The 26184-nt window shown below is 68.6% G+C and carries 29 protein-coding genes and 2 pseudogenes; 15 read left to right on the top strand and 16 right to left on the bottom strand.

Annotated features, from left to right (window positions below; translation table 11 throughout):
• Window positions 1-161: 161 nt before the first annotated feature.
• Window positions 162-695 carry a hypothetical protein gene (locus G401_RS0114970; protein ID WP_157545742.1) on the bottom strand — a complete coding sequence of 178 codons (534 nt, stop codon included), beginning with the start codon at window positions 693-695 and terminating at the stop codon, window positions 162-164.
• A gap of 268 nt (window positions 696-963) precedes the next feature.
• Here G401_RS0114970 and G401_RS52750 point away from each other — a divergent pair, with 268 nt between their 5' ends.
• The 3 genes from G401_RS52750 to G401_RS0114955 all read left to right on the top strand — a co-directional run bounded on the left by G401_RS52750 (window position 964) and on the right by G401_RS0114955 (window position 4006).
• A complete protein-coding gene (locus G401_RS52750) occupies window positions 964-2076 on the top strand; it encodes a helix-turn-helix domain-containing protein (RefSeq protein WP_051366684.1) in 1113 nt (370 codons plus the stop codon).
• A gap of 202 nt (window positions 2077-2278) precedes the next feature.
• The gene (locus tag G401_RS52745) at window positions 2279-2935 is read left to right on the top strand and encodes a helix-turn-helix domain-containing protein (RefSeq protein ID WP_051366683.1); all 657 of its coding nucleotides are present in this window, start codon (window positions 2279-2281) and stop codon (window positions 2933-2935) included.
• Between the two features lie 180 nt (window positions 2936-3115).
• Window positions 3116-4006 (top strand): esterase/lipase family protein, encoded by an 891-nt coding sequence (locus G401_RS0114955; RefSeq protein WP_027343134.1) that lies wholly within the window; start codon window positions 3116-3118, stop codon window positions 4004-4006.
• Here the strand turns inward: G401_RS0114955 and G401_RS52740 are convergent.
• Window positions 3993-5114: a helix-turn-helix domain-containing protein gene (locus G401_RS52740; RefSeq protein ID WP_169734192.1), complete on the bottom strand. Its 1122-nt coding sequence runs from the start codon at window positions 5112-5114 to the stop codon at window positions 3993-3995. The genes G401_RS0114955 and G401_RS52740 overlap by 14 nt on opposite strands.
• Before the next feature lie 245 nt (window positions 5115-5359).
• On the opposite strand from G401_RS52740, the gene G401_RS0114945 reads away from it, so the two are divergent.
• A complete protein-coding gene (locus G401_RS0114945; protein WP_027343132.1) occupies window positions 5360-5851 on the top strand; it encodes an RICIN domain-containing protein in 492 nt (163 codons plus the stop codon).
• A gap of 148 nt (window positions 5852-5999) precedes the next feature.
• A complete protein-coding gene (locus G401_RS0114940) occupies window positions 6000-6545 on the top strand; it encodes a hypothetical protein (RefSeq protein WP_027343131.1) in 546 nt (181 codons plus the stop codon).
• A 426-nt stretch (window positions 6546-6971) separates the two neighbouring features.
• Here the strand turns inward: G401_RS0114940 and G401_RS55835 are convergent, their stop codons facing one another.
• Window positions 6972-7274, bottom strand: coding sequence for a hypothetical protein (locus G401_RS55835; RefSeq protein ID WP_157545740.1), 303 nt, complete (start codon window positions 7272-7274; stop codon window positions 6972-6974).
• Window positions 7275-7433: 159 nt separating this feature from the next.
• Between G401_RS55835 and G401_RS0114930 the strand changes: the two genes are divergently transcribed.
• Together G401_RS0114930 and G401_RS45840 are read left to right on the top strand one after the other, a co-directional pair.
• On the top strand, window positions 7434-7985 hold the full coding sequence (locus G401_RS0114930; RefSeq protein ID WP_027343129.1) for an EF-hand domain-containing protein: 552 nt from the start codon (window positions 7434-7436) through the stop codon (window positions 7983-7985).
• 135 nt (window positions 7986-8120) lie between these two features.
• Window positions 8121-9370 (top strand): annotated as a pseudogene (locus tag G401_RS45840) (IS256 family transposase).
• A 31-nt stretch (window positions 9371-9401) separates the two neighbouring features.
• On the opposite strand, the gene G401_RS0114920 reads toward G401_RS45840, so the two are convergent.
• On the bottom strand, window positions 9402-9692 hold the full coding sequence (locus G401_RS0114920; protein WP_027343128.1) for a hypothetical protein: 291 nt from the start codon (window positions 9690-9692) through the stop codon (window positions 9402-9404).
• Between the two features lie 604 nt (window positions 9693-10296).
• Here G401_RS0114920 and G401_RS45835 point away from each other — a divergent pair.
• From G401_RS45835 to G401_RS0114890, 6 genes and pseudogenes are all read left to right on the top strand, one after another.
• Entirely contained in the window at window positions 10297-10776 is a 480-nt protein-coding gene (locus G401_RS45835; RefSeq protein WP_051366682.1) for a hypothetical protein, read from the top strand.
• A 107-nt stretch (window positions 10777-10883) separates the two neighbouring features.
• Window positions 10884-11477: a glycoside hydrolase family protein gene (locus tag G401_RS52735; protein ID WP_027343127.1), complete on the top strand. Its 594-nt coding sequence runs from the start codon at window positions 10884-10886 to the stop codon at window positions 11475-11477.
• On the top strand, window positions 11477-11983 hold the full coding sequence (locus G401_RS0114905) for a glycoside hydrolase family protein (protein ID WP_157545738.1): 507 nt from the start codon (window positions 11477-11479) through the stop codon (window positions 11981-11983). The genes G401_RS52735 and G401_RS0114905 overlap by 1 nt, the downstream gene beginning before the upstream one ends.
• 13 nt (window positions 11984-11996) lie before the next feature.
• The gene (locus G401_RS0114900; RefSeq protein WP_027343125.1) at window positions 11997-12854 is read left to right on the top strand and encodes an endonuclease/exonuclease/phosphatase family protein; all 858 of its coding nucleotides are present in this window, start codon (window positions 11997-11999) and stop codon (window positions 12852-12854) included.
• A 405-nt stretch (window positions 12855-13259) separates the two neighbouring features.
• A pseudogene (locus G401_RS45825) lies at window positions 13260-13564 on the top strand (LysR family transcriptional regulator); the annotation flags it as partial.
• A 450-nt stretch (window positions 13565-14014) separates the two neighbouring features.
• Window positions 14015-14740 (top strand): maleylpyruvate isomerase family mycothiol-dependent enzyme, encoded by a 726-nt coding sequence (locus G401_RS0114890; protein ID WP_245601724.1) that lies wholly within the window; start codon window positions 14015-14017, stop codon window positions 14738-14740.
• 344 nt (window positions 14741-15084) lie between these two features.
• On the opposite strand, the gene G401_RS0114885 is transcribed toward G401_RS0114890, so the two are convergent.
• On the bottom strand, window positions 15085-15576 hold the full coding sequence (locus tag G401_RS0114885; RefSeq protein WP_027343122.1) for a DUF2231 domain-containing protein: 492 nt from the start codon (window positions 15574-15576) through the stop codon (window positions 15085-15087).
• 280 nt (window positions 15577-15856) lie between these two features.
• On the opposite strand from G401_RS0114885, the gene G401_RS0114880 reads away from it, so the two are divergent.
• Window positions 15857-17200 (top strand): chymotrypsin family serine protease, encoded by a 1344-nt coding sequence (locus G401_RS0114880; protein WP_157545736.1) that lies wholly within the window; start codon window positions 15857-15859, stop codon window positions 17198-17200.
• 247 nt (window positions 17201-17447) lie between these two features.
• Here G401_RS0114880 and G401_RS0114875 read toward each other — a convergent pair whose 3' ends face one another.
• From G401_RS0114875 to G401_RS0114850, 6 genes are all read right to left on the bottom strand, one after another.
• On the bottom strand, window positions 17448-17693 hold the full coding sequence (locus tag G401_RS0114875) for a hypothetical protein (protein ID WP_027343120.1): 246 nt from the start codon (window positions 17691-17693) through the stop codon (window positions 17448-17450).
• A 145-nt stretch (window positions 17694-17838) separates the two neighbouring features.
• Entirely contained in the window at window positions 17839-18042 is a 204-nt protein-coding gene (locus G401_RS0114870) for a cold-shock protein (RefSeq protein ID WP_027343119.1), read from the bottom strand.
• Window positions 18043-18276: 234 nt separating this feature from the next.
• A complete protein-coding gene (locus G401_RS52730; protein ID WP_051366681.1) occupies window positions 18277-18819 on the bottom strand; it encodes a maleylpyruvate isomerase N-terminal domain-containing protein in 543 nt (180 codons plus the stop codon).
• A 41-nt stretch (window positions 18820-18860) separates the two neighbouring features.
• Complete coding sequence (locus G401_RS52725; RefSeq protein ID WP_245601733.1) at window positions 18861-19364, bottom strand: GNAT family N-acetyltransferase; 504 nt, start codon at window positions 19362-19364, stop codon at window positions 18861-18863.
• Window positions 19365-19501: 137 nt separating this feature from the next.
• On the bottom strand, window positions 19502-19960 hold the full coding sequence (locus tag G401_RS0114855; RefSeq protein WP_027343118.1) for a peroxiredoxin family protein: 459 nt from the start codon (window positions 19958-19960) through the stop codon (window positions 19502-19504).
• Between the two features lie 56 nt (window positions 19961-20016).
• Window positions 20017-20541, bottom strand: coding sequence for an RNA polymerase sigma factor (locus tag G401_RS0114850; protein WP_027343117.1), 525 nt, complete (start codon window positions 20539-20541; stop codon window positions 20017-20019).
• Window positions 20542-20742: 201 nt separating this feature from the next.
• Here G401_RS0114850 and G401_RS45810 point away from each other — a divergent pair, with 201 nt between their 5' ends.
• A complete protein-coding gene (locus tag G401_RS45810) occupies window positions 20743-21567 on the top strand; it encodes an alpha/beta fold hydrolase (protein ID WP_051366679.1) in 825 nt (274 codons plus the stop codon).
• A 49-nt stretch (window positions 21568-21616) separates the two neighbouring features.
• Here the strand turns inward: G401_RS45810 and G401_RS45805 are convergent, their stop codons facing one another.
• The 5 genes from G401_RS45805 to G401_RS0114825 all read right to left on the bottom strand — a co-directional run bounded on the left by G401_RS45805 (window position 21617) and on the right by G401_RS0114825 (window position 26172).
• Window positions 21617-22831: an MFS transporter gene (locus G401_RS45805; protein ID WP_084557251.1), complete on the bottom strand. Its 1215-nt coding sequence runs from the start codon at window positions 22829-22831 to the stop codon at window positions 21617-21619.
• A 201-nt stretch (window positions 22832-23032) separates the two neighbouring features.
• The gene (locus tag G401_RS0114835; RefSeq protein WP_027343116.1) at window positions 23033-24361 is read right to left on the bottom strand and encodes a hypothetical protein; all 1329 of its coding nucleotides are present in this window, start codon (window positions 24359-24361) and stop codon (window positions 23033-23035) included.
• Between the two features lie 271 nt (window positions 24362-24632).
• Window positions 24633-25199: a carboxymuconolactone decarboxylase family protein gene (locus G401_RS0114830; RefSeq protein ID WP_027343115.1), complete on the bottom strand. Its 567-nt coding sequence runs from the start codon at window positions 25197-25199 to the stop codon at window positions 24633-24635.
• Between the two features lie 57 nt (window positions 25200-25256).
• Complete coding sequence (locus G401_RS54725) at window positions 25257-25427, bottom strand: winged helix-turn-helix transcriptional regulator (protein ID WP_157545734.1); 171 nt, start codon at window positions 25425-25427, stop codon at window positions 25257-25259.
• Between the two features lie 298 nt (window positions 25428-25725).
• Window positions 25726-26172 (bottom strand): DUF2690 domain-containing protein, encoded by a 447-nt coding sequence (locus G401_RS0114825; protein WP_157545732.1) that lies wholly within the window; start codon window positions 26170-26172, stop codon window positions 25726-25728.
• Window positions 26173-26184 lie beyond the last annotated feature (12 nt).

Genomic DNA, 26184 nt, shown 5'->3' with positions numbered 1-26184 from the left:
TGTTGCCGCAGCGCACCGGCCGCCCGTCCGCGGCGCGCGGCCGGACGGCGGCGAGCCGGTTCTCCGCAGCCGGCGCGGAGCAGTGCCCAGATACACGCGGGCACGGTTCCGCGCCGGTGCCGGCCGTCGTCACCGCCCGGCTTCGACAGCGCCGGGATCGGTCACAGTCCGTCGAAGGTGGCCAGGATCGGGCCGGAGTTCGTGGCGACGCCGCTTCCCGCGCACGCCAGCGGGTCGAGATCCAGTCCGGCCGAGGTCTGCGTATAGGCCGCCCCCGCGAACAGCCCGGAGGTCACCGAGCCCAGCACCTGGCTCACCGTCTGCCCGTCCGAGCGGCTGACGGCGTACACAGCAGTGATCGTGCTCGTCAGCCCGTTGTTCCAGTGGATCGTCACGGTGGCCGTCACGGCGGGCGGATTGAGCAGACACGAGGCGTCCGCGGGCGGGGTCGGCCCGAGCGAGAAGCTGCCGGTCAGACCACCGCCGCACACGGCCAGGGTGGTCACCACCGAGAGGCTGGTCGGCCGGGTCGTCAGGGTCAACGGCGGCTGGTAGGTCTGCTGCGACGTGCCGACACAGGTCGTCAGCACCGACGCCGACGCCGGGGCGGGTGCCGTCACGACGGCGGTGCCCACACCCGCCGCCAGTACCGCGCCCAGCACCGCGAGGCGCCGGACCAGAGATCGCGGAATCACGAAATACCTCCTCGACAGAAACCACGCGGACACGCCGTCCGCCCGATCCACGGTCGTGTCCGGCGGGCGAACGTGTTGCCGCGCGTCAACGCCGCTGCCGCCGCGCACCGCGCGGGCCACGAACGGGTACCCCCGATCGGCGGAATCGAAGAGCATCTCATTATTCGGCGGTCGCCGAATAGTTAGAATTCGTCCTATTGCCGAGTCGGCAACGGTCCTCATCAGGCACGCTGCCGATGCGCGTCGGCACCTCCCCGTAGGCCGCCCCATGACCTCCACCGAACAACTGACCGTCACAGCGCGCATGATCGGCGTACGGATCCGCCGGCTGCGCGGCGAGCGGGGATGGACGCTACGCCACCTCGCCGAGCGCAGCGGCGTCGACAGCTCCACCATCTCCCGCCTGGAGAACGGGCGGCGCCAGACGGCGACGGCGAGCGTCGTCGACCGGCTCGCCGCCGCCCTGGGGTGCGCGCCCGCCGACCTGCTCGGCTCCGCCGACCCCGTGCCCCCACCGTCCCCCGGCGACGGACGCGACCTGCTGACCTCGCTGATCGCCACCAGCCTCGACGAGAACGGCGGTCACGCCGATGCCGGGACCGTGGCGGCCGCCGTCCGGCAGGTCCGGCGGCTGCGGACCCGGTGCCGCTATCGAGAGGTCCTCCGCGCGGCCGCAGAGGCCATGCCGCTCGCGCACGCCGGGTTCGGCTCGTCATCCTCGGCCGCCGTCCAACTCGTGATGCTGTGCTTCGACGCCGCCATGGCCGCCCGGGCGACGGGCGACACCGCGATAGCCTGGATCGCCGCCCAACGGGCGCAGGACGCGGCCGAGCGCAGCGGCGAGACCTACCTCGTCCTCGGTGCCGCCTTCGCCCGGGCGCACGTCGCCCTCGCGTACCGGGCCAACGCTCGCGTCCTGCACATCGTCGGGGCCGCCGAGGTGTCGCCACGCGACGCACGGGAGGCCGCGCTGACCGGCATGCTGCGTCTCGTCGCCGCCCAGTCGAGCGCACGGCTACCGGGCGGCGCCGAACGCCGGGACCGTGAGCTGCAGGCGGCGCACCTTCTTCTCCCCGCGGCCGCCGGCGCCCCCGATCCGTTCGCCCTGCACTTCACCGAGGCGAACATCTGGCTCTGGCGGCTGGGCATCAGCCTCGAGGAGGGCGACATTCCCGCGGCCGAACAGGCGGCCCGGCGCATCCGCTCGAACAGGCTGCCGCTCACCCGCCGGACGAGCTACTACGTGGACCTCGCCCGCCTCGCCGCGCTCGCCGGCGACGACCTCACGGCCCGCGCCTGGCTCGCCCGGGCCGAGCAGCAGGCACCTCAGTACCTCGCCGGGAATCGCGGTGCCCAGGCGCTGCTCCGGCGGCTGGCCTAGCCGGCGAAGGCCCGCCCTCGCACGATCGGCCGTCCCGGACACCCCGTGCGGGTGACGTCGCAGCGTTTGCCCGCGAGCAACAACCCCCAGCTCAGGCAGGGCAACAATCGAGAGGCGAGGATGAGCACCGGGGCCGCCGACGCGTGCGTGGCTGATGCCCTCCGGCGGCTCGTCGCTTCTCGACCCAAGGGAGCGATACGTGATGGACAACGCGCTTGCGAAGGTCCCCCTGGTCGCCAGGACTGTGGCGGTCCTGCGGGTCCTGGCCGCGCAGAACCGCCCAGCGAGCCTGGCCGAGATCGCGCGCGAGACCAACCTTCCCAAGTCGAGCGTGCACCGCCTCCTCGGCGCCTTGGAGAACGCCGGCGCGGTGGAGCGCGTCGGAGCCGGGTACCGGATCGGCGGCGGCCTCGGCGACGCGCTGCAGCGCCGCATGCTCACCCAGCACAGCGGCCTGCGCGCCGCAGCCCTGCCGCATCTCGCCGATCTGCACCACCGCAGCGGACTGCCGGCCAGCCTGGCCGTCCGCGACGGCGTCGGCGTCATCCTGCTGGACACCATCAGCTCGCGCGGCGACCGGGTCTGGCTCGTCCAGCAGCCGTACGCGCCGGCCGCTGAGCAGGCCGCGCACGGCGTCCTGACCGCGAACCGGAACGAGGCCGTCCACACGGGAGTCACCCATGCGAATTCCGGGCCCTTGCACGCCATGGCGACGGCCGTCTACGCATCGTCGGGTACTGCCGTCGCCGCCCTGATCCTGACCGGCCGGGAGCCCTACCTCGGCCAGCCCGCACAGGAGACCCTCCTGCGACGCGCCGCGTACGCGACTTCCATGTCGATCCGGCGGCAGGCCGGCTGACCCGTACATCGAACGCCGCGGCCCCGAAGTCACGGCCGCGGGGCCGCGCCATGCCCGCCGCGGGACGGTGGCGATCTCCCCGAAAAATGGCGTTCTACCTGGCGGAATGTCGCGTATCGGGGAAGGCCGCGCTCCGGAACGCTGAGGGACGACTCGTCCCACCGAACTTCGGAGGCTGCAATGCATCGCCGCATCCTGCGCCTGGTCATCGGGGTCGCCGCCGTCGCCGCCATGAGTCAGGCCGCGATCCCCGCGTACGCCGCCACGCCCTACTACCTGTTCGAAGCAGCCCAGGCCGCGTCGCTGCTCACGCCCGACGCACCGCCGCCCGGCGCCAACGACTGGTCCTGCCATCCGTCCGCCGGCCATCCGCGCCCCGTGGTGCTCATCCACGGTACGTTCGCGAACGCCCTGTCGTCCTGGGGCCGGATCTCCGCCGAGCTGAAGAACAACGGCTACTGCGTCTTCGCCCTCGACTACGGCGGCGCGGCCGGAAATCCCGTCAAGGCGACCGCGCACATCCCCGACTCCGCCGCCGAGCTGGCCTCATACGTGGACTCCGTCCTCACCGCGACCGGCGCGGCCAAAGTGGATCTGGTCGGCTACTCGCAGGGCGGCGGGGTCATGCCCCGCTGGTACCTGGCCTTCGACGGCGGGGCCGCCAAGGTCGGCCGGCTCGTCGGGATCTCGCCGAGCAACCACGGCACGACCCTCGACGGGCTCGGCCTGCTCGCGAACGCGTTGGGGCTCGACGTCAGCCTGCTGGCCGGACCCGCCGCGCAGGACCAGCTCGTCGGTTCCGAGGTGAATCAGACCCTCGACGCCCAGGGCGACACGCGGCCGGGCGTCGCGTACACCACGATCGTGTCGCGGCTCGACGAAGTCGTCACCCCGTACCAGAACCAGTACCTGACCGCCGGTCCCGGCGCCACCGTCACCAACTACACCCTGCAGAACTTCTGCCCGCTCGATCTGTCCGACCACCTGCACACGCCTTACGACCCGGCCGCCGTCGCGCTCACGCTGAACGCGCTCGACCCGGCCCATCCGCGTACCGTCAGCTGCCTGTGACCTCACCGGCTGCCGCGGCGCCGGCCGCGGCAGCCCCCGCCGCCCCCAACGCGAGGCTGACCAGCCGAGCTGCCCGGTGGCCCGCCACGTACTGCGGGGCCAGCTTCGCGGCGCGTTCCATCAGGCTGCGGGCCAACCGCTGATCACCTTTCAGCAGGGCCAGGCGCGCCAGGCCCACCTGCAGACTCGCCTTCCGCGCGAGCGGAAGATCGCGTGCCTGGATGTACGCGCGGACGCGGTCGGCCTCCGCGACGTCGCCCCGGTCGAGGGCGATGTTCAGCGCCCACAGCCAGACGTTCGGCGCGGCGAAGCCCAGCGCGAACACGTCGGTGTCCTCGCGGGCGGCAGGCAGCAGACCGCGAGCCGCATCCAGGTGCGCGCCGTACCGGCCACGCGCCACGGAACCGCGCAGCCGCGCGGTGGCCGCCGCGGCGACGAGATGGAGCATGCCGGCGCCGGACGCGGTGCCAACGCCCTTCCGGACCAGCCCGCCCTCGGCGATCTTCAGAGCGCGGTCGGCGGCTCCGTCGGCGAGGGCTGCGAACGCTCTCGCGAACGTCGCGCCCTGCCGCAGTGCGGCACCCCCGTCACGATCGGCGGCCTCCTGCGCGCGTTCGGCGCAGATCCACGCGACCGCGGTGTCGCCGGCGATGCGGGCGGCGATGGAGGCGTCGAAGCACACCGACACGAGCTGTCCCGCAGCGGCGTGGGACCCGCCGAAAGCCGCGTGCGCGGCCGGCAGGATCTCGGTGGCGGCCACCAGCACCTCGCGATAGAGGCACCGCTGGCGCAGCCGGCGAATCTGCGCGACGCCTGATCGCAGATCCCGGGCCCGCATGATCGGACCGGTGTCGTCGACGCTTGTCATGATCAAAGTGGAGAGCAGGTCGCCGGCCGGGTCCCGGACAGCCTCCCCCGGCGGCTCGACGCCCATGATGTCCGACGGGGAGCAGTCCAGGGCAGCGGCCAGGCGCTCGATGACGGCCACCGTCGGCGTGCGGCGCCGCCCGTTCTCCAACCGCGAGATCGTCGAGGCGGCGACCCCGCTACGCTCGGCCAGCCGCTGCAACGTCAGCCGGCGCTCGACGCGCAGCCTTCGAATTCGCAACCCGATCTCCCGGATGCGGGCATGAGAAGCACTCGGTTCCCCCACAGTGGCGATATCCAAGGAGGCCACGCGTCCAGCCATGACGGACGGACACCGCGTGCGGCGGTCGCCCGGGCGGGTGGTGCCGACGTGGGTGATGCCGTGACGCATCATCCAGCCCCTGGTGACGCCTACCGTCCCCGCAGGTACAGGCCGCTCCCGTCGCCCTCGACGGCGGGAAACGAGGTCGCCCCCGGAGGTCGACGATGAAGAAGCTGACGGGCCTGCTCGCGCTGTTGCTGCTCGCGACCGGTTTCACGGTCATGTTGCAGGGACCGGCGCAGGCGGATCCCCTGCCCCTCACATTCCAGATCAGATCTGTTCCGTACGGTAAGTGCGCCGGCACAGACGTCAACCCGCCGTATCCGATGGTCGGCCGGAGTTGTGATCCGACCTCGCTGGATCAGCGGTGGGTCTACGACCCGCTGACCCAGCAGATCACCAACGGCCGACTCAGCACTCTCGGACGATGCCTGAGCTTCGAGAACTCCGACGGCACCGGACTCCTGAAGTACCTGCAGATGGTGGCGTGCGACGCCGCGGACGTCACGCAGAAGTGGTCCCGGGACGGCGACGTGCTGTTGACCGTCTACCAGTACCAGGGCCAGCCCTACCTGCTGAACAACGAAGGGGGCGTGAACTTCAAGTGGTACCTCCGCCGCGGCGAGGGTTCGGCCTATACCTTCCCCGTGCTGTAGGCCTGCCGGGCCGGCGTCCACTCCCGTGCCCGGCGAGCCCGCGAGTCCGGTGTTGCGTCGCGGCAACACCGGCTCGCGGCCGGAGTTCCAATGGCAGGACCGGGCGGCGCAACCGCAGTCTCGCCCGCCGAAGAGAAGGGTCCTGCACATGTCCGTTCGCGCGCTGGCGGTCCTTGCCGCCGTCATCCTCGGGGTCCTGGCCGCACCGTCGGCCGCCCAGGCCGATCCAGTCACGCTGCTCGACTGCACCGGCTGGCAGGATGTGTCGTACAGCCCGCCGCTGACCAACACCGAGACATCCACGCTTCAGTCCGTCGACGCCCGGTTCGGGACGAGCGCGCTGCCGCTCGGTCTGTGCCTCACCGTGGGATCGACCATCACCGGCGGCGGGTACACCACCAGCTTCACCAGCCTCCGGTCATGCCTCGAACTGGCCGTCGCCTCGGGCGAGCCGGTGACGCGTGCCTACTCCTGGAACGATGCGACGACGAGCACGGTGTCCACCACCCGACGCGTCGAACGGACCGAGGGCACGACCGTCATCACCTTCGAAGGAACCGTCACCGCCGGTCATTTCGCCGGCGCGACGATCGTCGAGACACTCGTCGCGGTCAACCCGAATCCGCTGATCTGCGCGACGACGGGAGTGTCCTCGTTGCACTTCACCGACGAGGTCCTCATCCTCTCCGACTGACGGGTGGCCGCTGCGATCCGATCGGAGCGGCCAACCATGGGGCTCCACCTCGCGCGACCGGTGGGCCGTCGATGACGACCACGACAGCCCACCCGTCTGTGCCGCGTGCGCGTACAGGCGGTGGAATGGCGCTGCCGTTCGGCGATGTGCCGCTGGGCCGTCGAAGGGCCGTAGCCCCGGAAGGCGGACCCAGCGGGCTTCCACGCGAGCCACCGCAGCCGGCTCATCCACCGCATGATCACCTTCGAGCGAGCAAGGACGTGCCGAAGGCCTTCGACGAACACAGCTTCGCCGCTCTGGGCCGACCGCGCCGACGGCGGACGGCCCCTGGGACGCTCGGCCCGACCCGCGGGCGACGGCTTTCCACGCCGCCCGCCCGTGGTTGTGCGCCTGCCGCTACCCGGCAGGCGCACAGGAACTCGACCATCAGTCCACTACGAGGTTCGACTTGAACTGGAACAGCGCGGGTGGTCCCGCTGCCTGGGCGGGCGCCGCGAACCCCTGCGTGGCCAGCATCATCGCCCCGGCAAGCGCGGCCAGGCGCGAAATGTCGTCCGAGACATTCGTCCTCCTTGCACGAGGTGTGACGATGATGCTTCGCTCGGTTCGCCGCGAAGCGTTGCCCGGCGGCATTACGCCTGAGTAGGTGACGTATGGGGCGTATGTCGACGTTCGGCAGACTTCGAGGTTGGTGATCGCGCCGACGGTGGCGGCGAAGTTGGCGGTCATCCTCCGGCAGCCGTAGGCCAGGATGCGACCGGTGCTTCCGAAGCCAGACTGAGTCTGGTGTTGTTCTGCGGCAACACCAGTGCTCGACATGCGTTCCAATCGCAGGAACGGGCGACGGATCCATGTCGCCGCATCACGGGCAGGACATGGAGGAACACAATGGTCGGCGAACTACTCTCCCGCAAGCTACGACGTGGTTTCCAGGCCCTAGACACCAATGAAGACGGCACGCTGGACGTCCAGGACTTCGAAGCGGCGGGCCGACGGTTCGTCGATGCGCTCGGCATCGACGTACAGCAGCCTGAAGCGAGAGCCGTCATTGACGGCTGGGTGCAGCTGTGGCGAGACGTGATAGCGCCGATGGACCAGGATCACGACAATCAGGTCTCGTTCGAGGAGTTCAGTTCGGCCCTGACGCAACGCATTGGTGCTGATCCGGACAGCTACAACCGGTATCTCGGGCCGCTGGTCGACGCAACGCTGTCTACGGCGGACAGGGCTCGTAAGGGGTGGCTCACACCGGACGAGTTCCAGCTGCTCTACCAGACGATGTTCCGCCTATCGGACCATGCCACACGGTCCGCATTCGCGCATCTCGACGCGGATTCCGACGGTCGGCTCACCCTGGCCGAGCTGCGTCAGGCTATCGCCGAGTTCTGGGGCACTGACGACGAATCAGCTCGTGGCAACTGGCTATTTGGTCCACTCTAGTACTCCAGCCGCAGGTCGCGTCCACGGGGGTGGTGTACGGCGGGCCTGCGGTTGGGCGTGTCGTGAGGTAGAAGACGGTCATCACAGAGATCCTTTTTCAGACCGCCAAAGTCATGATCAAGGAGAAACTGCGTGATGACCGTTCCCAAGAGTGTGGACCCTGCGAGCTTTCTACGCGAGCAACTGGAGTCGGCGAGTCCGGATCTGTTGCGGGACATGGTGAAGACGTTCGCGGATGCGTTGATGTCAGCCGAAGCCGACGCACTGTGCGGCGCACCGTACGGTGTCCGCAGCGACGAGCGAATCAACTCGCGTAACGGTTACCGGGCAAGGGATTGGGACACCCGCACCGGCACGATCGAGCTGGCGATCCCGAAACTGCGCTCGGGATCGTATTTCCCGGATTGGCTGTTGCAGCACCGCCGCCGGGCTGAGCAGGCTCTGGTCAGCGTCGTGGCCACCTCCTACCTGCTGGGGGTGTCGACCCGGCGGGTGGAGAAACTCGTCGAGCAACTCGGCGTGACCGGGCTGTCCAAGAGTCAGGTCAGCGAGATGTCCACGCATCTGGACGCTCAGGTCGAGGCGTTCCGCCACCGGCCCTTGGACGCCGGCCCGTACATGTTCGTGTGGTGCGACGCGCTGACGATCAAGGTCCGAGAAGGCGGCCGGACCGTCAACGTCCACGCCCTGGTCGCGGTCGGCGTCAACGCCGACGGGCAGCGCGAAGTCCTCGGCTTGGACGTCGCCTCCGCTGAAGACGGCGCCGGCTGGCTGGCGTTCCTGCGCAGCCTCACCGCCCGCGGCCTCGCCGGGGTCCGCCTGGTGGTCTCCGACGCCCACCGCGGCCTGGTCGACGCGATCGGCGCTACGCTGCCCGGCGCGGCGTGGCAACGCTGCCGCACGCACTACCTGCGCAACCTTTGACCAAGGTCCCCAAAACGGCGCAACCATGGGTCGCCACCATGGTCCGAACCGTTTTCGACCAGCCTGACGCCGTCTCGGTGGGCGAACAGTTCACCCGGGTCGTCGACGCGATCGCTGCCCGATTCCCTGACGCGGCAACACATCTGGACGAAGCCCGTGACGACCTCCTGGCGTTCTCGGCGTTCCCGCACGAGATCTGGCGTCAGGTCTGGTCGAACAATCCCCAAGAGCGGCTGAACAAGGAGATCCGCCGCCGCACCGACGTCGTCGGGATCTTCCCCAACCGGGCCGCGATCATCCGCCTCGTCGGCGCCGTCCTGGCCGAGCAGACCGACGAATGGACCGAACAGAGGCGTTATATGGGCATCGAAATCCTCGGCAAAGCCCGACTCACTCTCATCACCGGCGACAACGAGCCCAGCCCGACAGCCCTACCCGACAACACCGCCATCGCCGCGTAACATCAACCGAGATCTCCACGGTGATCGTCTTCTACACCACGCCCGTGGACGCGACCCAGCCGCACACGTAGAGCCTGCCATGAAAGTAGTCCAAGTAGTGTTCGGGCCGAGGCTCACCTTGCCGGTACGCGGTCGGCTGCCGCGGCGTCGCCAATTGCCCGGTGGCGGCCTCGGAAACCTCGAGCCGATTCCATGCCGTCCGGTGAATCACCACCGTGCGCGCGCCATGCTCGACGAACGCGACCGAGGACGGCACAGTGTCGGCGTGATAGTCGCCGCCATCAATGGTTAGGGTCGCATCCCTGGTGCCACGGTCAAGCACCTAGCCGTAGCGGCCGAAGTCGCTGACTACGGCGGCGTACCGCCCGTCAGCGCTGACGTGCAGCCGCCTGCGCAGCAAGGCCCCCTCCGCGGCGGCTTGTGGTCGAGTTCGACAGGTACCGTGCGGCTGCGATGGAGGCAACGTCGATGACCGGCACCGGCAGGGACGTCTTGATGACGAAACGTCAAGCGGTTCGGGCCGCTCGACGATCCCCGGCGTGCCCCACCAACCGACGATGCCCCAGTCCGCGTCCGTCACCCGGGCGACGCAACCCTCGCAGGCGACCATGAGGTCGATCCGCTCGCCGTTCTGGGCTGTTTGATCGCACAGCCGACAGGCACAGGTCACTGTCCAACTGACGCCCGGTGAGCAGTCGGACGCGGTCCTCTGCCTCCGTACCGATCAGATGGGCACACATGCGGCTCGACCCGGGAAGGGCGACATGCCCGCAGGCAAGAGCACCCACGGCAGCGTTCTGCCACCAGCCAGCCGCCAGTATCGCTGTCAGATTGGACGGGCAGGCACTGCCCCGAACCTGTCAACCTCGGCGCCCCGGGTACGCGTTCTCCTTCTCGACCAGATTGTCTCCAGAGGATGAGGTGTCATGATGAGCCGCGACGGCAGCCGGGACTTCGACTGGGAGATCGGCACGTGGACGACCCACGTACGAGTGCTGCGAGGCGCCTTCACCCCCGAGGCGAGCTGGCTCGAGTTCGAGGGGACGTCGGTCGTCCACCCCTTCTGCGACGGTGCCGCGAACCTGGTGGAGCTGGACGTCGCGAACGCGTCGGGCAGGATCCGAGGGGTGTCGCTCAGGCTCTACAACCCTGAGGCCGGCCAGTGGAGCCTGAACTTCGCCAACCTGGGCGACGGCGTGCTGACCTCTCCGACGTTCGGTGAGTTCACCGACGATCGGGGCGAGTTCTTCGGTGTCGACACCCTGCGCGGGCGGGCGATCCTCGTCCGTTTCGTCATCCTGAAGATCGACGACGACTCCGCGCGCTTCGAGCAGTCCTTCTCCGCCGACAGCGGCGCAACCTGGGAGCTCACCTGGGTGGCGACGGACACCCGCACCATCGGATAGGCGCGGCCGAAGGCTGTCATCAGGCCGGTGCGCGCCATCCCGGACTGTGCGCCGGCTGAATGGAACTTGTAGCAGTTCTGTATACCCTCATGTTTGTATCGACGCTCATGAAGACCGTTCTCCGAACTGTCGCGATCGGACTGACTCTCGCCCTCGCCGTCCTGAGTGGCACCACCGCCGTGTCCGCGCAGGCGGGACTCCTCGACGCGGCCGACGAGTCCCAGGACTTCCCGTTCCCGGGCGCCGACACGATCGCCCTGCATGACGGGTCCGACCAGTACATCTCCTACGGTGCCAGCGCGCACGGCCGCAACGTCCCCTACGCGGTCTCCGGCTCGGGCAACGTGGTCGGGACGTCGCCGGTGATCGCCGGTGACGCGATGCCCGCCGGGGGTGGCGCCTGGGTGGAGGACGGCTCGGGCATCTGGACGCCGGGCGCCTGGTATCAGGTGAAGGACGGCGTCGGCCGCTACTACCTGTTCTATACGGCCACCCATCGCAACGACAACGGCCGCAAATGCATCGGCGTCGCCCGGTCGCAGAACCCGTTCGGCCCGTTCAACCCCGAGTCGACGCCGATCGTCTGCCCGGACAAGGGCGACCGCTGGGCCCTCGACGCCGACGTCACGCAGGGGCCGGAGGGTGCGATCTGTGGCGCGACGGTCAGCGGGCCGAGGGCCTGGAGTCGGCGCTGTCGGTGATGATGCTGTCGTTCAACACCGACGGCACCGTCGACCGCAACGGCGACCCGGTCGTGATCCTGCGCAGCGACAACCTCGCCTGGGCGAAGTGGCGTGACACGGGCGGCGTGACCGTCATCGAGAACCCCAGCGCCTTCTACAACAACGGATCCTGGTACCTGTTCTACTCCGGCAACGCCTGGGCGGAGAACTATTACGCGACCGGGATCGCCTACTGCGGTTCCAAGATCGACGACGGGCTGTGCGCACCGATGCCCGGCCCCAACCGGGCCTGGTTCTCCTACTCCGGCCCGGCCGTGCGCCTGCCCGACGACATGCGCAAGTACGGCCTGCCCGGCAACAAGCGCGGTCCCGGGGCGATGGACGTCTACCGGGCCCGCGACGGCAAGCCCTGGGTCACCTGGAACTACCTGGCCGACCAGAGCAGCGGCCGCAACAGCCGCACCGGGCGGCTCGTGATCACCGGCTCGGGCGCCGACGCCGACTTCAAGGTCCAACTGCCGTAAGGAGAACAGCACCATGCGCAGGAGAAACATCGCCCTGATCGCCGCCGCGGTCTTCGCGGCCGGCCTCCTCCCGGCGTCGCCGGCCGCGGCCGCCAACGCCACGTTCCAGGCCGGCACGCTCAACATCCTCAACGAGCTAACCCAGGCTCAGTTCGTCCACGACCTGGAGCTCATCACCTCCAAGGCCGACCTGGTCGGACTCAACGAGGTCGCCAACCGCCGCGACTTCCTGCAGACCTGGGCCGCGGACAACGGCTGGTGGTTCTACTCCCCCACCCCGTACAACGCCTCCGCCGAGGCGCTGCTGGCCAAGAAGAGCATGTTCGACGTCCTGGACAAGGGCTCGGACTTCGTCTGCGACACCAACGGCCCCGGCGACGTCCCACCCGCCCGCTACAACAACTGGGTCAAGTACAGGCACAAGGCCAGCGGCCGGGTCGTCTTCCAGATCAACTTCCACGCCAACTCCAGCATCGAGGACAACGGGCATCCCACCGACATTCCGCGTACGCAGTGCGCCGAGCAGCAGTTCCAGGCGGTCAAGGACCTGGCCGCACGCAAGAAGGACGAGGGTCAGGTGATCGTCAGCGGTGACCTGAACGTCGACTTCGAAGCCGACCGGCGCGTCGGGTACGCCAAGTTCCCGTGGAAGGTGTTCGAGGCCAACGAGCTGCCGAACCTCCGGTCGGTGTACAACATCCTCGGCGTCAAGGCGACCCCGACGCACGACACCCGGCACATCGACTACGTCTACTTCTGGAAGCGCGTACCGGAGTCACAGCTGATGTACATGACCGACTACCGCATCATCACCGGCACCAACTCCGACCACAACGGAGTCGTGGCCGACTTCGCCATCGACATCGCCTGACGGACGTCCCTGCCGCGCTCCCCTCGTCCGCCTGGCTGTGCGCCGGCGTAGTCCCGCTTCCGGGACTGTGTCGGCGCACAGCCGTGACGTCAGGAACCGCGTGCGAACCGTTCCGCGTCTGCAGCCGACGTCGGGCCACCACGCCTTTCGGGCCGACATGACGGGCAGTCGGCGAGAAGGTCGGCGAGGGGTGATGGGGTTGACGTACGGCCACCGGACGGTGTCGGTCCATTTGCCGGCCACCACATGCGGGAACTGTCTGCGCACCGCACCAGGTGGTGTTACGGCCGCGGATCGGACAGCGCCATTCGAGAAATAGTGCATCGATGTCAGCGCATCCCATCCTCGTTGTCCACAGATCAGAAGTCCTACAGATGGATCCGATAGGAGCTAGAACCCCCAGTCATGCACCTGAGGCAGCCGGAGTACTTCGTCGCCGTCGCCGAGGAGCAGAACTTCACCCGGGCGGCCGAGCGGGTACACATCAGCCAATCCGGGGTCAGCGCCCAGATCCGCCAACTGGAACGTGAACTCGGTGCGGAACTGTTCGACCGGTCGGCGCGCACCGCCACCCTCACCGTGGCGGGAAAAGCGCGCTCGAGCACGCCGGCGCCGCGCTCGCCGCCGTGGGAGCGGTCAGCCAGGCGGTGGGTGAGGTGACCGACCTGATCCGGGGCCGGCTCACTGTCGGGATGGTCGTCGGCTGCACACCCCTTGGCGAACCAGCGACAGATCACCCTGCGCGACCTGAGCGGACACCCGATCGTGTGCATGCCGCGTCGAAACACCCGCGCTGCTCGCCCTGATCTGGAAGAGCACGCACAGTCCCGCGATACGTGAACTTCTTGCGCACGCCTGGCAAGCATTCACCATGACCGACCCTGGCAAGAACCGCACCAGCCGAAAAACGGGCCACCTCAGTTGAGCAGGTCATCCGCTGGGCGCCCCGGCGACACCGTGGCGCCGTCGCCGGCTCAACCCCGGCAAGGTCTCAGGCCGACCATGACATGAGGTACGCGACCCCAGATCGCCTGTTCACCCGGGCCTACCACCTAGTACCGAGCTTTGCGGTCCTCGAAAACCCAGTGTCGGTTGCCGGTGTGTGGTGCTACAAAGCCCCAGTGGAAAAGAATCTTGCGTTCGCCGACATGTTGCGGCTGATGGATGAGCGATCGACCGCTTTCCAGGCGGCGGTCGCCGCGGCACCCAGCCTCGACATGCAGGTGCCGACCTGCCCCGAGTGGACTTTGCTCGACTTGGTGCAGCACCTGGTGGAGGGGCGCTACAAATGGGCCGCCATCGTTGCCGCCGGGCCCGCCGACGATCCGGCGACCTTCTCCGTCCCGGCGGCTCCCCAGGAGCGCGAAGCCCTGCTGGCCTGGTTCGCCGCCTCGGTACAGGAACTGCTGGACGCGCTGCGGGAGGCCGGACCGGACCGCGGCTGCTGGACGTGGTGGGGTGATTCGCAGTCACCGCAGACCAGCGGTGCCGTCGCTCGCGACCAGCTCCAGCAGCTCGCCGTGCACACCTACGACGCCCAGGTCACGGTGGGCGCCCCGCAGCCACTGTCCAGCCAGGTGGCGCTCGACGGGGTCGACGAGTTCCTGACCACCCGCTGCGCAGGAACGGAGCCCTGGCCGCACAAGCCGGTGGTCGTCGACTACCACGCCACCGAGGGCCGCTCCTGGCGCCTCTGGGTCTCCGACGGCCACACGCGCACCGCCGAACTCCCGCACGGCCCTGGCGCCGATGAGGCCCTCGAGCCGGCCGACGCAGCCGTCTGGGGCACCGCCAACGAGCTGGTCATGTTCTTCTACGGCCGGATCCCCGTGGAGTCACTGCGTACCGAGGGCGATCAGGGCGTCCTCGTTCAGCTCCACGTATAGAAGCCGGCGGCGTAGAACGCGACGACGGACCCACCGCTCTGCGCCGACCTCGGCCCGGCACACGGCGGTGGGCCGCCACCCGTCACCCGCATCTGCGACGACCCGGAAGGCAACGCCCGCTGATCGGCATGCTCACAGCCGCCCCCGGGTCTCGGCCACCGGCCGCGAGAGCGACCCTCCCTAGGCGATCCGCGGCGTCTTCGCCGCCCGGCACGAGCATGGTTCCGCGCGGGCTCGGTTTTCTCGAAGCAGGTGCTCGGCCCGACGCGGCACGGTCCCGCGCAAGGCTCTCGACGGTGGCCCTCGGCCTGAATTCGGCCCGGGTGCGCGGGCCGTCCGTCCTGTCAGGACTTGCGCGGGTGCGGCTCGCTCGAATACTTGCCGACCCACGCGGCGCGGGCACCGGAATCGCCGATGAGGTAGATGTCGTAGCAGGCGCCGCCGGCCGCGAGGGTGGCCAGGACCATGACGACCGCGGTCACCACGGTCGAGGACGGCGCGAGGATCTTGGCACCCCATTCCCGGGTACGCGCGAAGATGACCGCCGCGACGACGGCCACCGGGATGGCGGCGTAGATCGCGTTCTCGCCGGCCTGCGCGTGCTCGTGGAGCGCGGCGGACCGGGGCACCCGGGCGATGAGCCACTCCCCGGCGTCGGTGGTCAGCGGGACGAGGGCGAGTGTGACGAGGGACAGAACGAGGTTGGACAGGGCCAGCCGGGCACGGGCGGCGGGCCATACCGCTGTGAGCAGGACGAGGACGGCCGACAGTGGCAGCAACACCACGATCGCGTGGACGAGCAGGATGTGGGCGGGTAGGCCATTGATAGTTGTCACATCGATAAGTTCTCATGGACTTCTTAGAGAATTCTAAGCGTATCCACATCGTGGGAGCGTTCCCATAGTCGCTCATCGCCGCTGCGTGCGCTGATCATATTTCACCTCGAGCTCGCCTTCGATCCTCCCGCCGGACCATGAGGACGTCACGCGAAACTCGGCCGGCGGGGTGTCAGGATCCGCCACGTGCGCCGTGCCATGCCTTGACGACTGATCGTGTACGTGGAATGTAGAGATTGTCGCTGTCGGTCGGGCCACGTCCTGGCCAGACTCTGCGGCCATGAGAATGCGATCTCCTTTGGGAGCCCACTCGTTGCGGCCGGCCCGGGCGCTGTACATCGCCGCCGCCGTGACCCTCCTCGCGACCGTGGTCGCCGCGCCGCAGGCTTCGGCCGCCGCCGCGGCCGGCCAGTTCCAGGTCGCCTCCAACGGCGTACCCGATGTCGCGGCCGGTCTGGACAAGGGCCGGCTGCACGACAAGGCGTACCTCGAGGCGCTGTCGAACACCAGCGAAAAGGTCGCCGCCGCCAAGGCGAGGCTCGGCTCCGCGAAGGCCGCTCTCGCCGACGCGGTCGACTTCGGCGTGGCGCCGGCCTCGAACCAGATGATCGTCTACTGGTCCGGCGCCGCCGACGCCCCCGCGTTGCAGCAGATCCGCCGTGAGGCCGCGGCGGACGGGCTCGGCGTACTCGTCGCTCCCCGCAAGGTGAGCCGCGACCGGCTGGCCGTGGCGACCAGCTACCTGGAGACCCACCTGACGGCGTTCGCGAACCGCGGCATCGCGCTGTCGGGGTTCGGCGGGTTCTCCGCCGACTTCGACGGCGTCCAGGTGTACATCGACGCGAACAAGTCCAGGGTGAAGGACATCGGGGTCATCAAGTCCACGCTGGAGGCGGAACTCGGCGTGCCGGTGAACGCGCAGTACGGTGTCGCCCAGACGCTCAGCGGCAAGTACAACGACTCCTCGCCGTACAACGGCGGCGGCATCATGCTCGGCGCGGGCGGCAGCTTCTGCACCACCGGGTTCGGCGTCATCTACGGCGCGAGCGTGTACCGCTACATCTCGGCCCGGCACTGCAACGACGGCCCCTACCACGCGCCGAGCGGGGCATCGATGGGCGGCCAGCAGCTGGTCGGCACCGGCTACAACGGCGCGGCGGTCTTCAGCGCCGCCGGCTCCGACCTCGTGTTCGGCGGGTCCAACGTCGGCAACCCCACCAACGTTCGCTACCTCACCCAGCAGGATCCCGGCATGAGCACCGTGGGCACCGTGGTTTGCCAGGAGGGGGCGAACATGGGTCAGCGGTGCGGCACCATCCGCCAGATCGCCGTGGAGTTCAACGACGGCTTCGGCATCATCCGGGCGAACTACGTCACGAGCACCGATGGCTCCATCATCGCCGCCAGCGGCGACAGCGGCGCGTCGGTCATCAGCCTGCACACTCAGGACCGCGCCTGGGCCGCCGGCATCCTGCAGGCCGGCATCATGAACGCCAACGGCGGCTCCGGCACCGAGTGCCCCGACCGCTACCCGAACGGGAACATCTGCACGGACAACTTCCTGTTCAGCAGCGTCGCGTACGCGCTGTCGGGGTTCTCCGGCTACGGCATCAACTACTTCTGAGGGTTGTGACCCGGCCGAACCCCCGGAATCGGCGGCGGCGCGGCGAACACGTCCGGGAAGTGTTCAGCACACCGATGTGCTGGGGACGGCCGCTGGCCCATGGACGCGGGGCGTGGGGCGTGGCTGTCTGGTCGCGTCTGGCAGGCGAAGGTCACCTGCCAGGCGCGACATCTCGGCGTCACCCGAGTGTCAGCAGGGCTTGAGATGATCTCCACGCCATGAACTCCCATGGAGTACATGGCCGTCGTCACTGTCCAGTATGGTCCGTGTCGGATGCCACGGTGAACGGGTGGCGCAATCGATGCATCGTCACCTCGTCGCTGTCGGAGGTACGAGGCGCGGGCTTCTGCTCCTCCGAAGCGGGCGGAGCAAGGAACGGCGCCGTGCGATCGCGATCCGCAGCGGGGGTCGGGTTCCGGGGCGAAGCGCCGGCGACCGGTTCCTGGTCGTGGCTGAACCCGCCGGGCGTTGTCGGCGTGATGATCACGGTCATGCTAGGCCTTCCTCGATGGCACGTCGCGAAGAAGGCACGGGCCACAGGCCACGGACATCCCGAGAACGAACCTGAACATATGGTCGGCGAACGCCGAACGGCGGCCTGCTGAACCAGTCAGGGCCGCCGTTCGGGAAAGTGTGGATCAGAGCGGGCGGATGTCCGCCGCCTGGGGACCCTTCGGGCCCTGGGTGACGGTGAACTCCACGCGCTGGTTCTCGTCGAGGCTGCGGAAGCCGTTCCCGGAGATCGCCGAGAAGTGGGCGAAGACGTCGGCGCCGCCGTCGTCCTGGCTGATGAAACCGAAGCCCTTGTCGCCGTTGAACCACTTCACAGTACCTGTAGCCATGTCTGCTCCTTCGCAGGCTGTTGGAGACCGCCCAGTGCGGCTCCCACGCCGCTGCGTTGATCACCCGCGTCGGAAACGACACAAACGAAAAAAGCACCTGGATTGGGTCTTGGTTAGACCACCAGGCGCCGAAACGTCTACGGAAATCAAAACTGCAACCCGGCCACCGTAACACAAATCCGTCGTTGGTCGCACCTGCACGGCGCCATCGCTGGTGCTGATGTGAAACTCGCCTCATGAAACCGTCGCGGTGAACGTGGCTGACCGGTCGGCAGCGCCCGCGTCGACAGCGGGCGACGACCTCCTGCGCGAGGTGGCGCCGCCGATGGCAACCTGCTCGAAGGCAGTCGTGCCTTTCAGGCAGCTCGGCAGTGCACTGAACAAGGGTGTCGGCAGGCCCAGGCTGACCGCCAGATCATCGGTGTGGACGACGAGTTCCAGCAGGCACGCGGCGGCGCAGTCGTCGATCGGAAGGAGCCGGCCGAACATCTGGACCGCAACGGTGGGCGACACCGGCACAGCCTGGTCGCGTAGCCGGGCGACGCTGGCCGCGAATCGGTCGGCCAGCACCGCCTGACCTGGCGCAGCCTCCTGGTCGCCGAGTTGGCGGATCCGTCGGCCGATCTGCGAGTCCGGCGGTTCGGGATCGGAGTTCGCGTAGTACGCGACAGCGTCCACCACACCTTCGTCGCTGCCGCGCTGATCGAGTGCCAGTTCGAGATTGAACGCCGACCGGGCGAGATGCCCGGCTAGCCCGCCGTTGGACCACTCCGTCAACGCATACCAATCCCGGACCAGAAGTCCGGGATTACTGCGTTCTACGTACGCTCACTCCATCGCGCGCGGGTCAGGCCGAAGAGGGCGCGGGAGACCCGCTCACCGCGGCGGAGGAGGTGGGACTCCTGGGTGCCTTCGAGGCGAAACCCGGCCCGGTGCAGGACCCGCATCGAGCGGTCGTTGCGAGGGTCGACCCGCGCCCAGACCTTGTGGATGTCGTTGCGGCCGAAGAGCGCGTCCACCAGCGCTCTTACCGCAGCGGTTGCGTACCCTTGTCCCCAATACGCGCGGGCGAAGCCGTAGCCTAACTGCGCAAGGCCGTTGTAGAGATCCAGATCGGCCCGGATCCACCCGACCGCCTCGCCCGTTGATGCGTCGTTGACGATCCGGAAGTCGACCGTCGGCAGTAGAGACTCGGTGATCTGGCACTGGAGCTGCTTCTCGGTGGGACGGTGGTCTACGGCGAAGAACGCGTACTCGTCGTCGTCGTGCAACGTGTCGAGGTATAGGAGATCGCTGTCCATCACCGGCCGGAGTTCGATCATCGCCACAGCGGGAACCTACCAGTGCCGCATCTGAAACGTCCGGCGTAGCCGCTGTCCACGAGGGAGCACCGGCTGCACCGACCCGTACACACCAGTTCATCCGGGTCGCGGAGCGCGCGGACGATCACGATGCGACGTCAACGCAGCTCAGCCAGCGTACGCAGCACCGCCGCGCGGTCGTATCCGGCTGTCGGTAGCGTCGCCGCCTTGACATGGCGAACGACTCCGTTGGGGTCGACGAGGACGGTGCCGGACTGCTGGACAGCCCCGAACACGGTACGCAGGAGGCCGACCTCCTCGTGCGGGCTGCCCTGGGCCCCGGTCACGACGGGGAAGGGCAGTTTCTGCCGGGCCGCCCATGCTCGGGCGGTCGCCGGGCCCTCCGGTACGACCACCACGATGCGTGCTCCGAGGGCGGCGTACTCGCCGATGTGCCGGGACAGGTCGCGTACGTGCCGGACGCAGATCGGGCAGGTGGTGGCCCGCATGAAGTACAGCAGCACGTGCCTGCCGTCGAGGTAGTCGTGCAGCCGGACGGCGGCGCCGTCGCTGTCGACGAGCTCCAGATCGGGCATGGTGGTAGTGACGCCGAGCATGGTGAACTCCTGAGGAAGGGCGAAAGGAAGGCGGAGACAGAGCGGAGGTAGGGCGTTCAGTGCTGCAGCGCGGCCTTGAGGCTTGCGCGCGCCCGGTGCAGGTGGGACTTCATCGCCGCGAGGCTCAGCCCGAGGTGGTCGGCGACCGCGCGACCCGGGTATCCCTGGACGTCACGCAGGATGAGTACGCGGCGCTGGATGTCGGGCAGCGTGGCGATCGCCCGAGCCACCCGTTCGGCCTCCAGCTGCCGGATGACGTCGTCTTCGGGTGATTCCGCTATGCCGGTATCGACGAGTTCGTCCAGGCCGGGCCGGCGCAGCCGGCGTAGGCACTCGTTGCGCACTATGCGGAACATCCACGACGACAAGGCGGTGATCGACCGCAGCGTGCCGACCTTGCGGAACAGGATGAGCAATGCCTCCTGCGCGGCGTCCTCGGCGTCCTGCGGCGTCGCGCACAGCGTGTGGGCGAAGCGCAGGACGTGGGGGTGGGTGTGGGCGACCAGCGTGGTCAGCGACTCGATGTGGCCGTCCCGGGCGGCGGCGACCAGCTGTGCGCTGGCCCAGTCGGCACGGTTCATGGCCGCCCCTCCCGTCTGGCTTGATGCGTAGGACACCCTCATAAGAGTGTGCCGACGGCGAAAAGGATTCACGGATCCGTCGGCGAACACCTGCTCGGGCACCGATGAGTGATCAAGCTCTCCCCCACCGAGCTTCGGACGGCCGGCGGCGGGCCGCCACGGTTGAATCGGGTGAGATGTCCACCGCAGGTCAGGAGACCGATGACCGACAGTTTGTACACCCCATCCGGAATCGCCTACGACGCGAGCGCGCCGCGGGAGGGCGGGCTGCCCGTTGTGCTCATCCATGCGGGCATCGCCGATCGGCGTATGTGGGACCCGATCCTGGGCGATCTGTCGGCCGACCGCACGGTCGTGCGGGTCGACCTGCGCGGATACGGTGCATCGACCACCCGGCCGGAGGGAGTGCTCGATCACGTCGCCGACGTCGTCTCGACGCTGGAGCACCTGCGCATCACGCGATGCCACCTGGTCGGCGCCTCGTTCGGTTCGGGGGTGGCGACGGAGGTCGCCCTGACCCGGCCAGACCTGGCGCAGTCACTGCTGCTGTGCCCGCCTGGAGGCAGCCTCCTGGCCGAGCTGACTCCTGATCTGCGGGCCTTCTTCGATGCCGAGAAGGCCGCCCTGGCCGGTGGCGACCTCGATGCCGCGGTCGAGGCCAACGTGACCTCCTGGGTCGCCGGTCCCGGGCGCGACGTTGCCGAGGTCGAGCCGTCGGTGGTGTCGGCCGTACGCGAGATGCAGCGCAACGTGTTCGAGATCGCCGAGGCGTGGGGCGACGTCGATCAGGCGGAGCTGGAGCCGCCCGCCCTGGAACGGCTCAACGAGCTGGACCTGCCGGTGCTGGTACTCGTCGGCGGCCACGACCTGGACACCACGCACGACGCCGCCCGCCGGGTGTGCGCCGGCGCACCACAGGCTCGGCGGGTGGACTGGGACGATGTCGCCCACCTGCCGTCGATGGAAAGGCCGGCGGAGTTCGCGGCACTCGTCCGCGGCTGGACCACGGAGCACGACCCCTCCTGACGTCTCGCTGCGTCGGGCCCGAGCGCGCGGCCCGGCGAGACCGCCAACCTCACGTGACGTTGGCGGTCTCGCCGCCGGCCGCCGGCGGCTCGCCCACCCGGCGCAGCCGTCGCGCCACGATCGCGGCGACGGCCAGCCCGCCGCAACCCGCGACCACCAGCGTCACGCGGGGGGACGTCAGATCGATCAGGAAACCGCCGAGCACATAGGACAGTCCACCGGCCAGCCCGATGGCGCCGTAGAGGTTGCTGAACACCCGGCCCTGCAAGCCCGCTGGGACAGTACGCTGGATCAGCGTGTCGTGGCCGGTGTCGTTCGCCGACAGGCCCAGCCCGCGTACCGTCTGCATGGCGAAGGCGATCAGCACCGACGCGGCCACTCCGGTGAGAAGGTTGCCGAGGCTGCTGACCGCGTACCCCACGGGGATCAGGGCCAGTGGCGAGAACCGATTGCCGTAGCGCGACAGCAGCGCGAACCCGATCAGCAGTCCGGCGCCGACGCCCGCGTACAAGATGCTCGCGGCGGAATCGCCACCGTGCAGCGGGCCCTTGGCCAGGAAGACGAGCGCGACGTCGTCCACGCCGTTGAACGCCACCACCAGGCAGAAGCCGACCACGATGACGCGCAGCACCCGATGACTCCACAGGTACGCCAGACCGTCGCGGGCGTCGGCGAACATCGACGGCGGCGCGATCCGAGCCGGCGGTAGAGCCGGCAGGCGTACCAGGAGCGCCGCCGACACCAGGAAGCTGAACCCGTCGACGAGCAGCAGCCCGCGTACACCGAGAAAGGGAAGAAGACCGGCGGCCAGGACGGGACCGAGGACGTCGAGACCGTGGGTGCCGGCGCCCAGCGCCGCGTTGGCGCGCGGGAGGTCGTCGGAGGCCACGAAGGCCGGAATGGCGGACCGGGACGCGGGTTGGAAGATGACGGCCAGCGTGGAGCGGGCCGCGACGAGAACGATCAGCAGCGGCAACGGCGGCAGCAGGACGGCGATCACCAGCATCACCGCCGCCTGGCCCAGCTCGCAGGCGACCATGACGCGGCGCAGGTCGAAGCGGTCGGCGACAGCGCCCGCGAAGGGCGACAGCAGCTGCGGCGCGACGTCACCGGCGAGCATGAGCAGGGCGACGGCGAGGCCGGTACCGGAACGGTCCGCGACGTAGAGGATCAACGCGACCAGGCCTATCGAGTCGCCCATGAACGACACGACACGTGCGGACCACAGCCGCCGAAAGGCCGTGTGCGTACGGATGAAGGCCATCGTCACCCCGCGAGGATAGGGGGCGGGGTGGCTCCGGCGGCAACCGATATGCGTCGCCGACCTGCGGCCCGGCGCAATGCCCGACAGCGGTCGCCGGGCGGGAACGTCGGGCCGTCTCGGCGTCAGCGCGGCGGGCGGCCGCGCCGGATCCCCGTCCTCCACCTGGCGCGCGGCTGCTGTGCGTGCGCGGTATCGGTCGCGTCAGCTGTCGAAGTCGTAGTTCAAGGCCGCTCGGTCCGGGTTGTAGAAGAGGGCGGCGTGGGTGTCCGGTGCCGTCCGGTACTCGAACAGCAGGGCGTCTGACGACCCTACGAAGGCGGCCGGCGGATTGTGCCCGCCCATCGGCAGGCCACTGAGGATGTGCGCCTTGGCGAGGTTCCACGTCCCGGCCATGGCGGTCAGGCTGCCGGACAGAATCGTCGCTCCCGGCCAGTCGATTGTCGGGCACGCCCGTTGCCCGACGGCGTACCGGACCAGGGCGGCCGTGTCGCCGCCGAGTGTGTCGAGGATCCGGATCGGCGCGGTTCGCGGGCGGACGACCCATCCGTTCTTGACACTCAACCGGTTGAGCAGGCCGAGTTGCTTCGGCTGCGCCCAGATGCCGGCTAGCCGCGCGATGGCCGACATGAGGAAGGCGTATGCGAACCGGCCTCGGGCGCCCAGGCCCTCGACAAGGTCGTCATCGGTGAAGTCCTCGATGTACCACGGCAGTGTCACGTACTCGTGGACGATGCCCTGCCGCCGGTGGTCGGGTCCCATCGCGGCCCAGTCGAAGCCGAGCTCGGTGGCGGGTATCGCGACGGTCACCTGCCGGCCCGTCCCGGTGACCTTGGCCGCCCCCGGGAAGTAGATGGAATGGTCGACGTTGAACAGTTCCATCTCGTAGGCGCCGTACGGGTTGGGGTTGATTGGTCGGTCCTTGCTGTTCTCGATCTGGAACACCGCATATGCCACCGCGTGTACCCGATGATCCCAGCCCGTGTCGTCGCTCAACTCGGTTGGCGTGGTACGCAACTCGATCGTGTACCGGCCCTGCGTTTCGTTCTCGGCGCCGATGTCGCGGGTGATCTCGAGGAGCACCTCGGTGTCTCCAGTGCGCCGAACGACTCCGAGGATTGAGGAAGCCGCGACGTCCATGTCTACCTTGGCGTCCGACAGTTCCTCCTCGGTCCCCAGCGATATCGAGGTGAACAGTTTCCGGTATCGCTCGTGGCTGCTGCGCACGTCCTCGTCGGCGGTGTTCACGGCGGCGGCCATGGCAAGAATCGCTGTGTTCTGCACCGGATCCAGGTCGCCCGCCGTGTACGGGTCCAGATCGCCAGTGCCGTACAGGTCGTCGAAGTCGTTGTCCGCGAGGAGGCGCCTCAGCTCTTCGTCGTCGCTGTCCAGCCGGTCGCCGAGGTCCGTGGGCGAGATCTCGATCTGCGGGATCTGCGCTTCTTCTCCGCGCTGGGGGTCAGGCTGAACGTGGGGCTGGCCTTCGGTCGTCTGGGCCGTGGTCGTCGGGTCGGAATCCTCGTCGGGATACATGCCGCGCCTCCATCCAGGTGCTCGATGACGGCGAGCCTAGCGGCGTGTAACGGGGCGAACACTTATCGCAATGGGCGCGATAGTCGGACTGATCGATGGTGCCCGATCGGGCCGCTGCGTACACAATCCGACTGCGGTCAGCGGCCCGAGATGTCAGAACGCTCGCAGGCGCACCCTGCCGATTTCCGCGGCGTCTCCCCGGCGCAACGGTAGGCTGCCGCCTTCGCCATCGCGGGTGCAGCGTTTACCACTGCCACCGGCGGGCCGGCCGTCAGGCGGCCGTGACGTCGACAAAGCGGGGAGCACCGGGCTCGAGTTCGACGCGAGCGGTGCGGGCGGCGAAACAGATCGCGTGGTACCACCCGCACAGCAGGGGTATGTCGAGCAGTTGCCGCTCGTCGAACAGTTCCTGCGCGGACTGCCAGAGTTTGTCGTCGACGTCGCAGGAGTCGTGCAGGGCATCCACCATGCGGATGAGCGTGGCTTCCTGGCCGGTCGTCCAGCATGGATCGTCGGGCGAGCCGCAGGTGAGCGAGGTGACCTGGGCCGGCGTGAGCTCGGCACGGTTGGCAAAGACCATCAGGTGGACGCCCCACTCGTATTCGCAGCCGCATCGCGCGCAGGTTCGCAGTATGGCGATCTCCCGCTCGCGGAGGGGCATGGACAGGAAGCGGCCGAGTTCGTACCTGCCCCAGGGGCTCATTGCGATGGTCATCGGCAGGTTCCTGGCGAACGTTCGGAACAGGCCGATTGGAGGCATTCCGGCCGGCATCATCGTGGCGAGCTGCGCTTCCACGTCCAGCGTGAACGGCGGTTCGAGGGCTGGGATGCGAGCCATGGCCACCCTCCGGCGATTCGGATTCAGAAGCACCATACCGATTCGATTTCCAAAGCGCTAGGGAGTGCTTCCAGGGTTCAATCCTTGCCGTCCGCGCTCAGGGCCGAGGACGCTGGAAGACATGTTGTCGCAGCGCTGCCGCAGATCGCGGAACCCGACCGGCCCATGCCGCAGTTCCCAGACGACGCGCAGGTTCCAGCGGCGGCCGAAGAGGTCGAGAGCGGCCATGAGGGGTCAGCACCGACGATGGCGGCCGGCACGCTGAGCCCGGCGCCGATCAACGTTGACGCGATCGCAGCGACCACGATCCGGAATCCGACGACTGCCGGGTGGACAGTCACATGCCGCGACGAGCTTGATCGCCGCGTATCGCTGTGCCGGCCTTGTGTACGAAGTCCGCTCATGGCTGGACATCGATCCTGCGCATAGTCTCTAAGTTGCCGAGATGGGCGGGTGCCTGGTCGTCTGCCGACAAGATCCAGCTGTCGTTACGGCCGCTCCAACGCCGGAGTTGTATCGCGGCCGTTCAGAACCAACCCGTGCAGACCACGGTGGTTTTGCTGGCACACGCCTGTGCGAGGTAGCGACCATCCACCATGTATGTGGCGTTCCATCCGTCCGCCGAACTCGCGTCACGGCCGTTGTCGTCCGGCGCCGAGCTCTTGCTGTAGACCGACACGTGGTGCAGACCACCGCCAGGCGGGAAGCTGATGGTCGCCCAGTTGGAATTGCAGCCGGTGGAATACCACAGCGACACCGAGAAGTCCTCGGCGTACTTTGTCTGCACGACGTACGCCCCATTGTTGCCGCAGTTCGAATACGGCCCGGAGTACGAATAGTTCGTGAACGGCCACACCAGGTCACAGCCTGCCGCCCAGCAGTCGCTGGCCAAAGCCGGCTGAGGGACCACCAGGGCCGCCCCGATCCCAGCGACGACGGCCGCCGCTGTCGCCAACCACCTCTTCATCGTCATGCGACGCAGTCT

The sequence above is a fragment of the Hamadaea tsunoensis DSM 44101 genome, assembly GCF_000428945.1.
GTDB classification, from domain to species: Bacteria; Actinomycetota; Actinomycetes; order Mycobacteriales; family Micromonosporaceae; genus Hamadaea; species Hamadaea tsunoensis.
The sequence above is the reverse complement of the archived record's forward strand: the minus strand, read 5'-3'. Positions and strand labels throughout refer to the sequence as shown.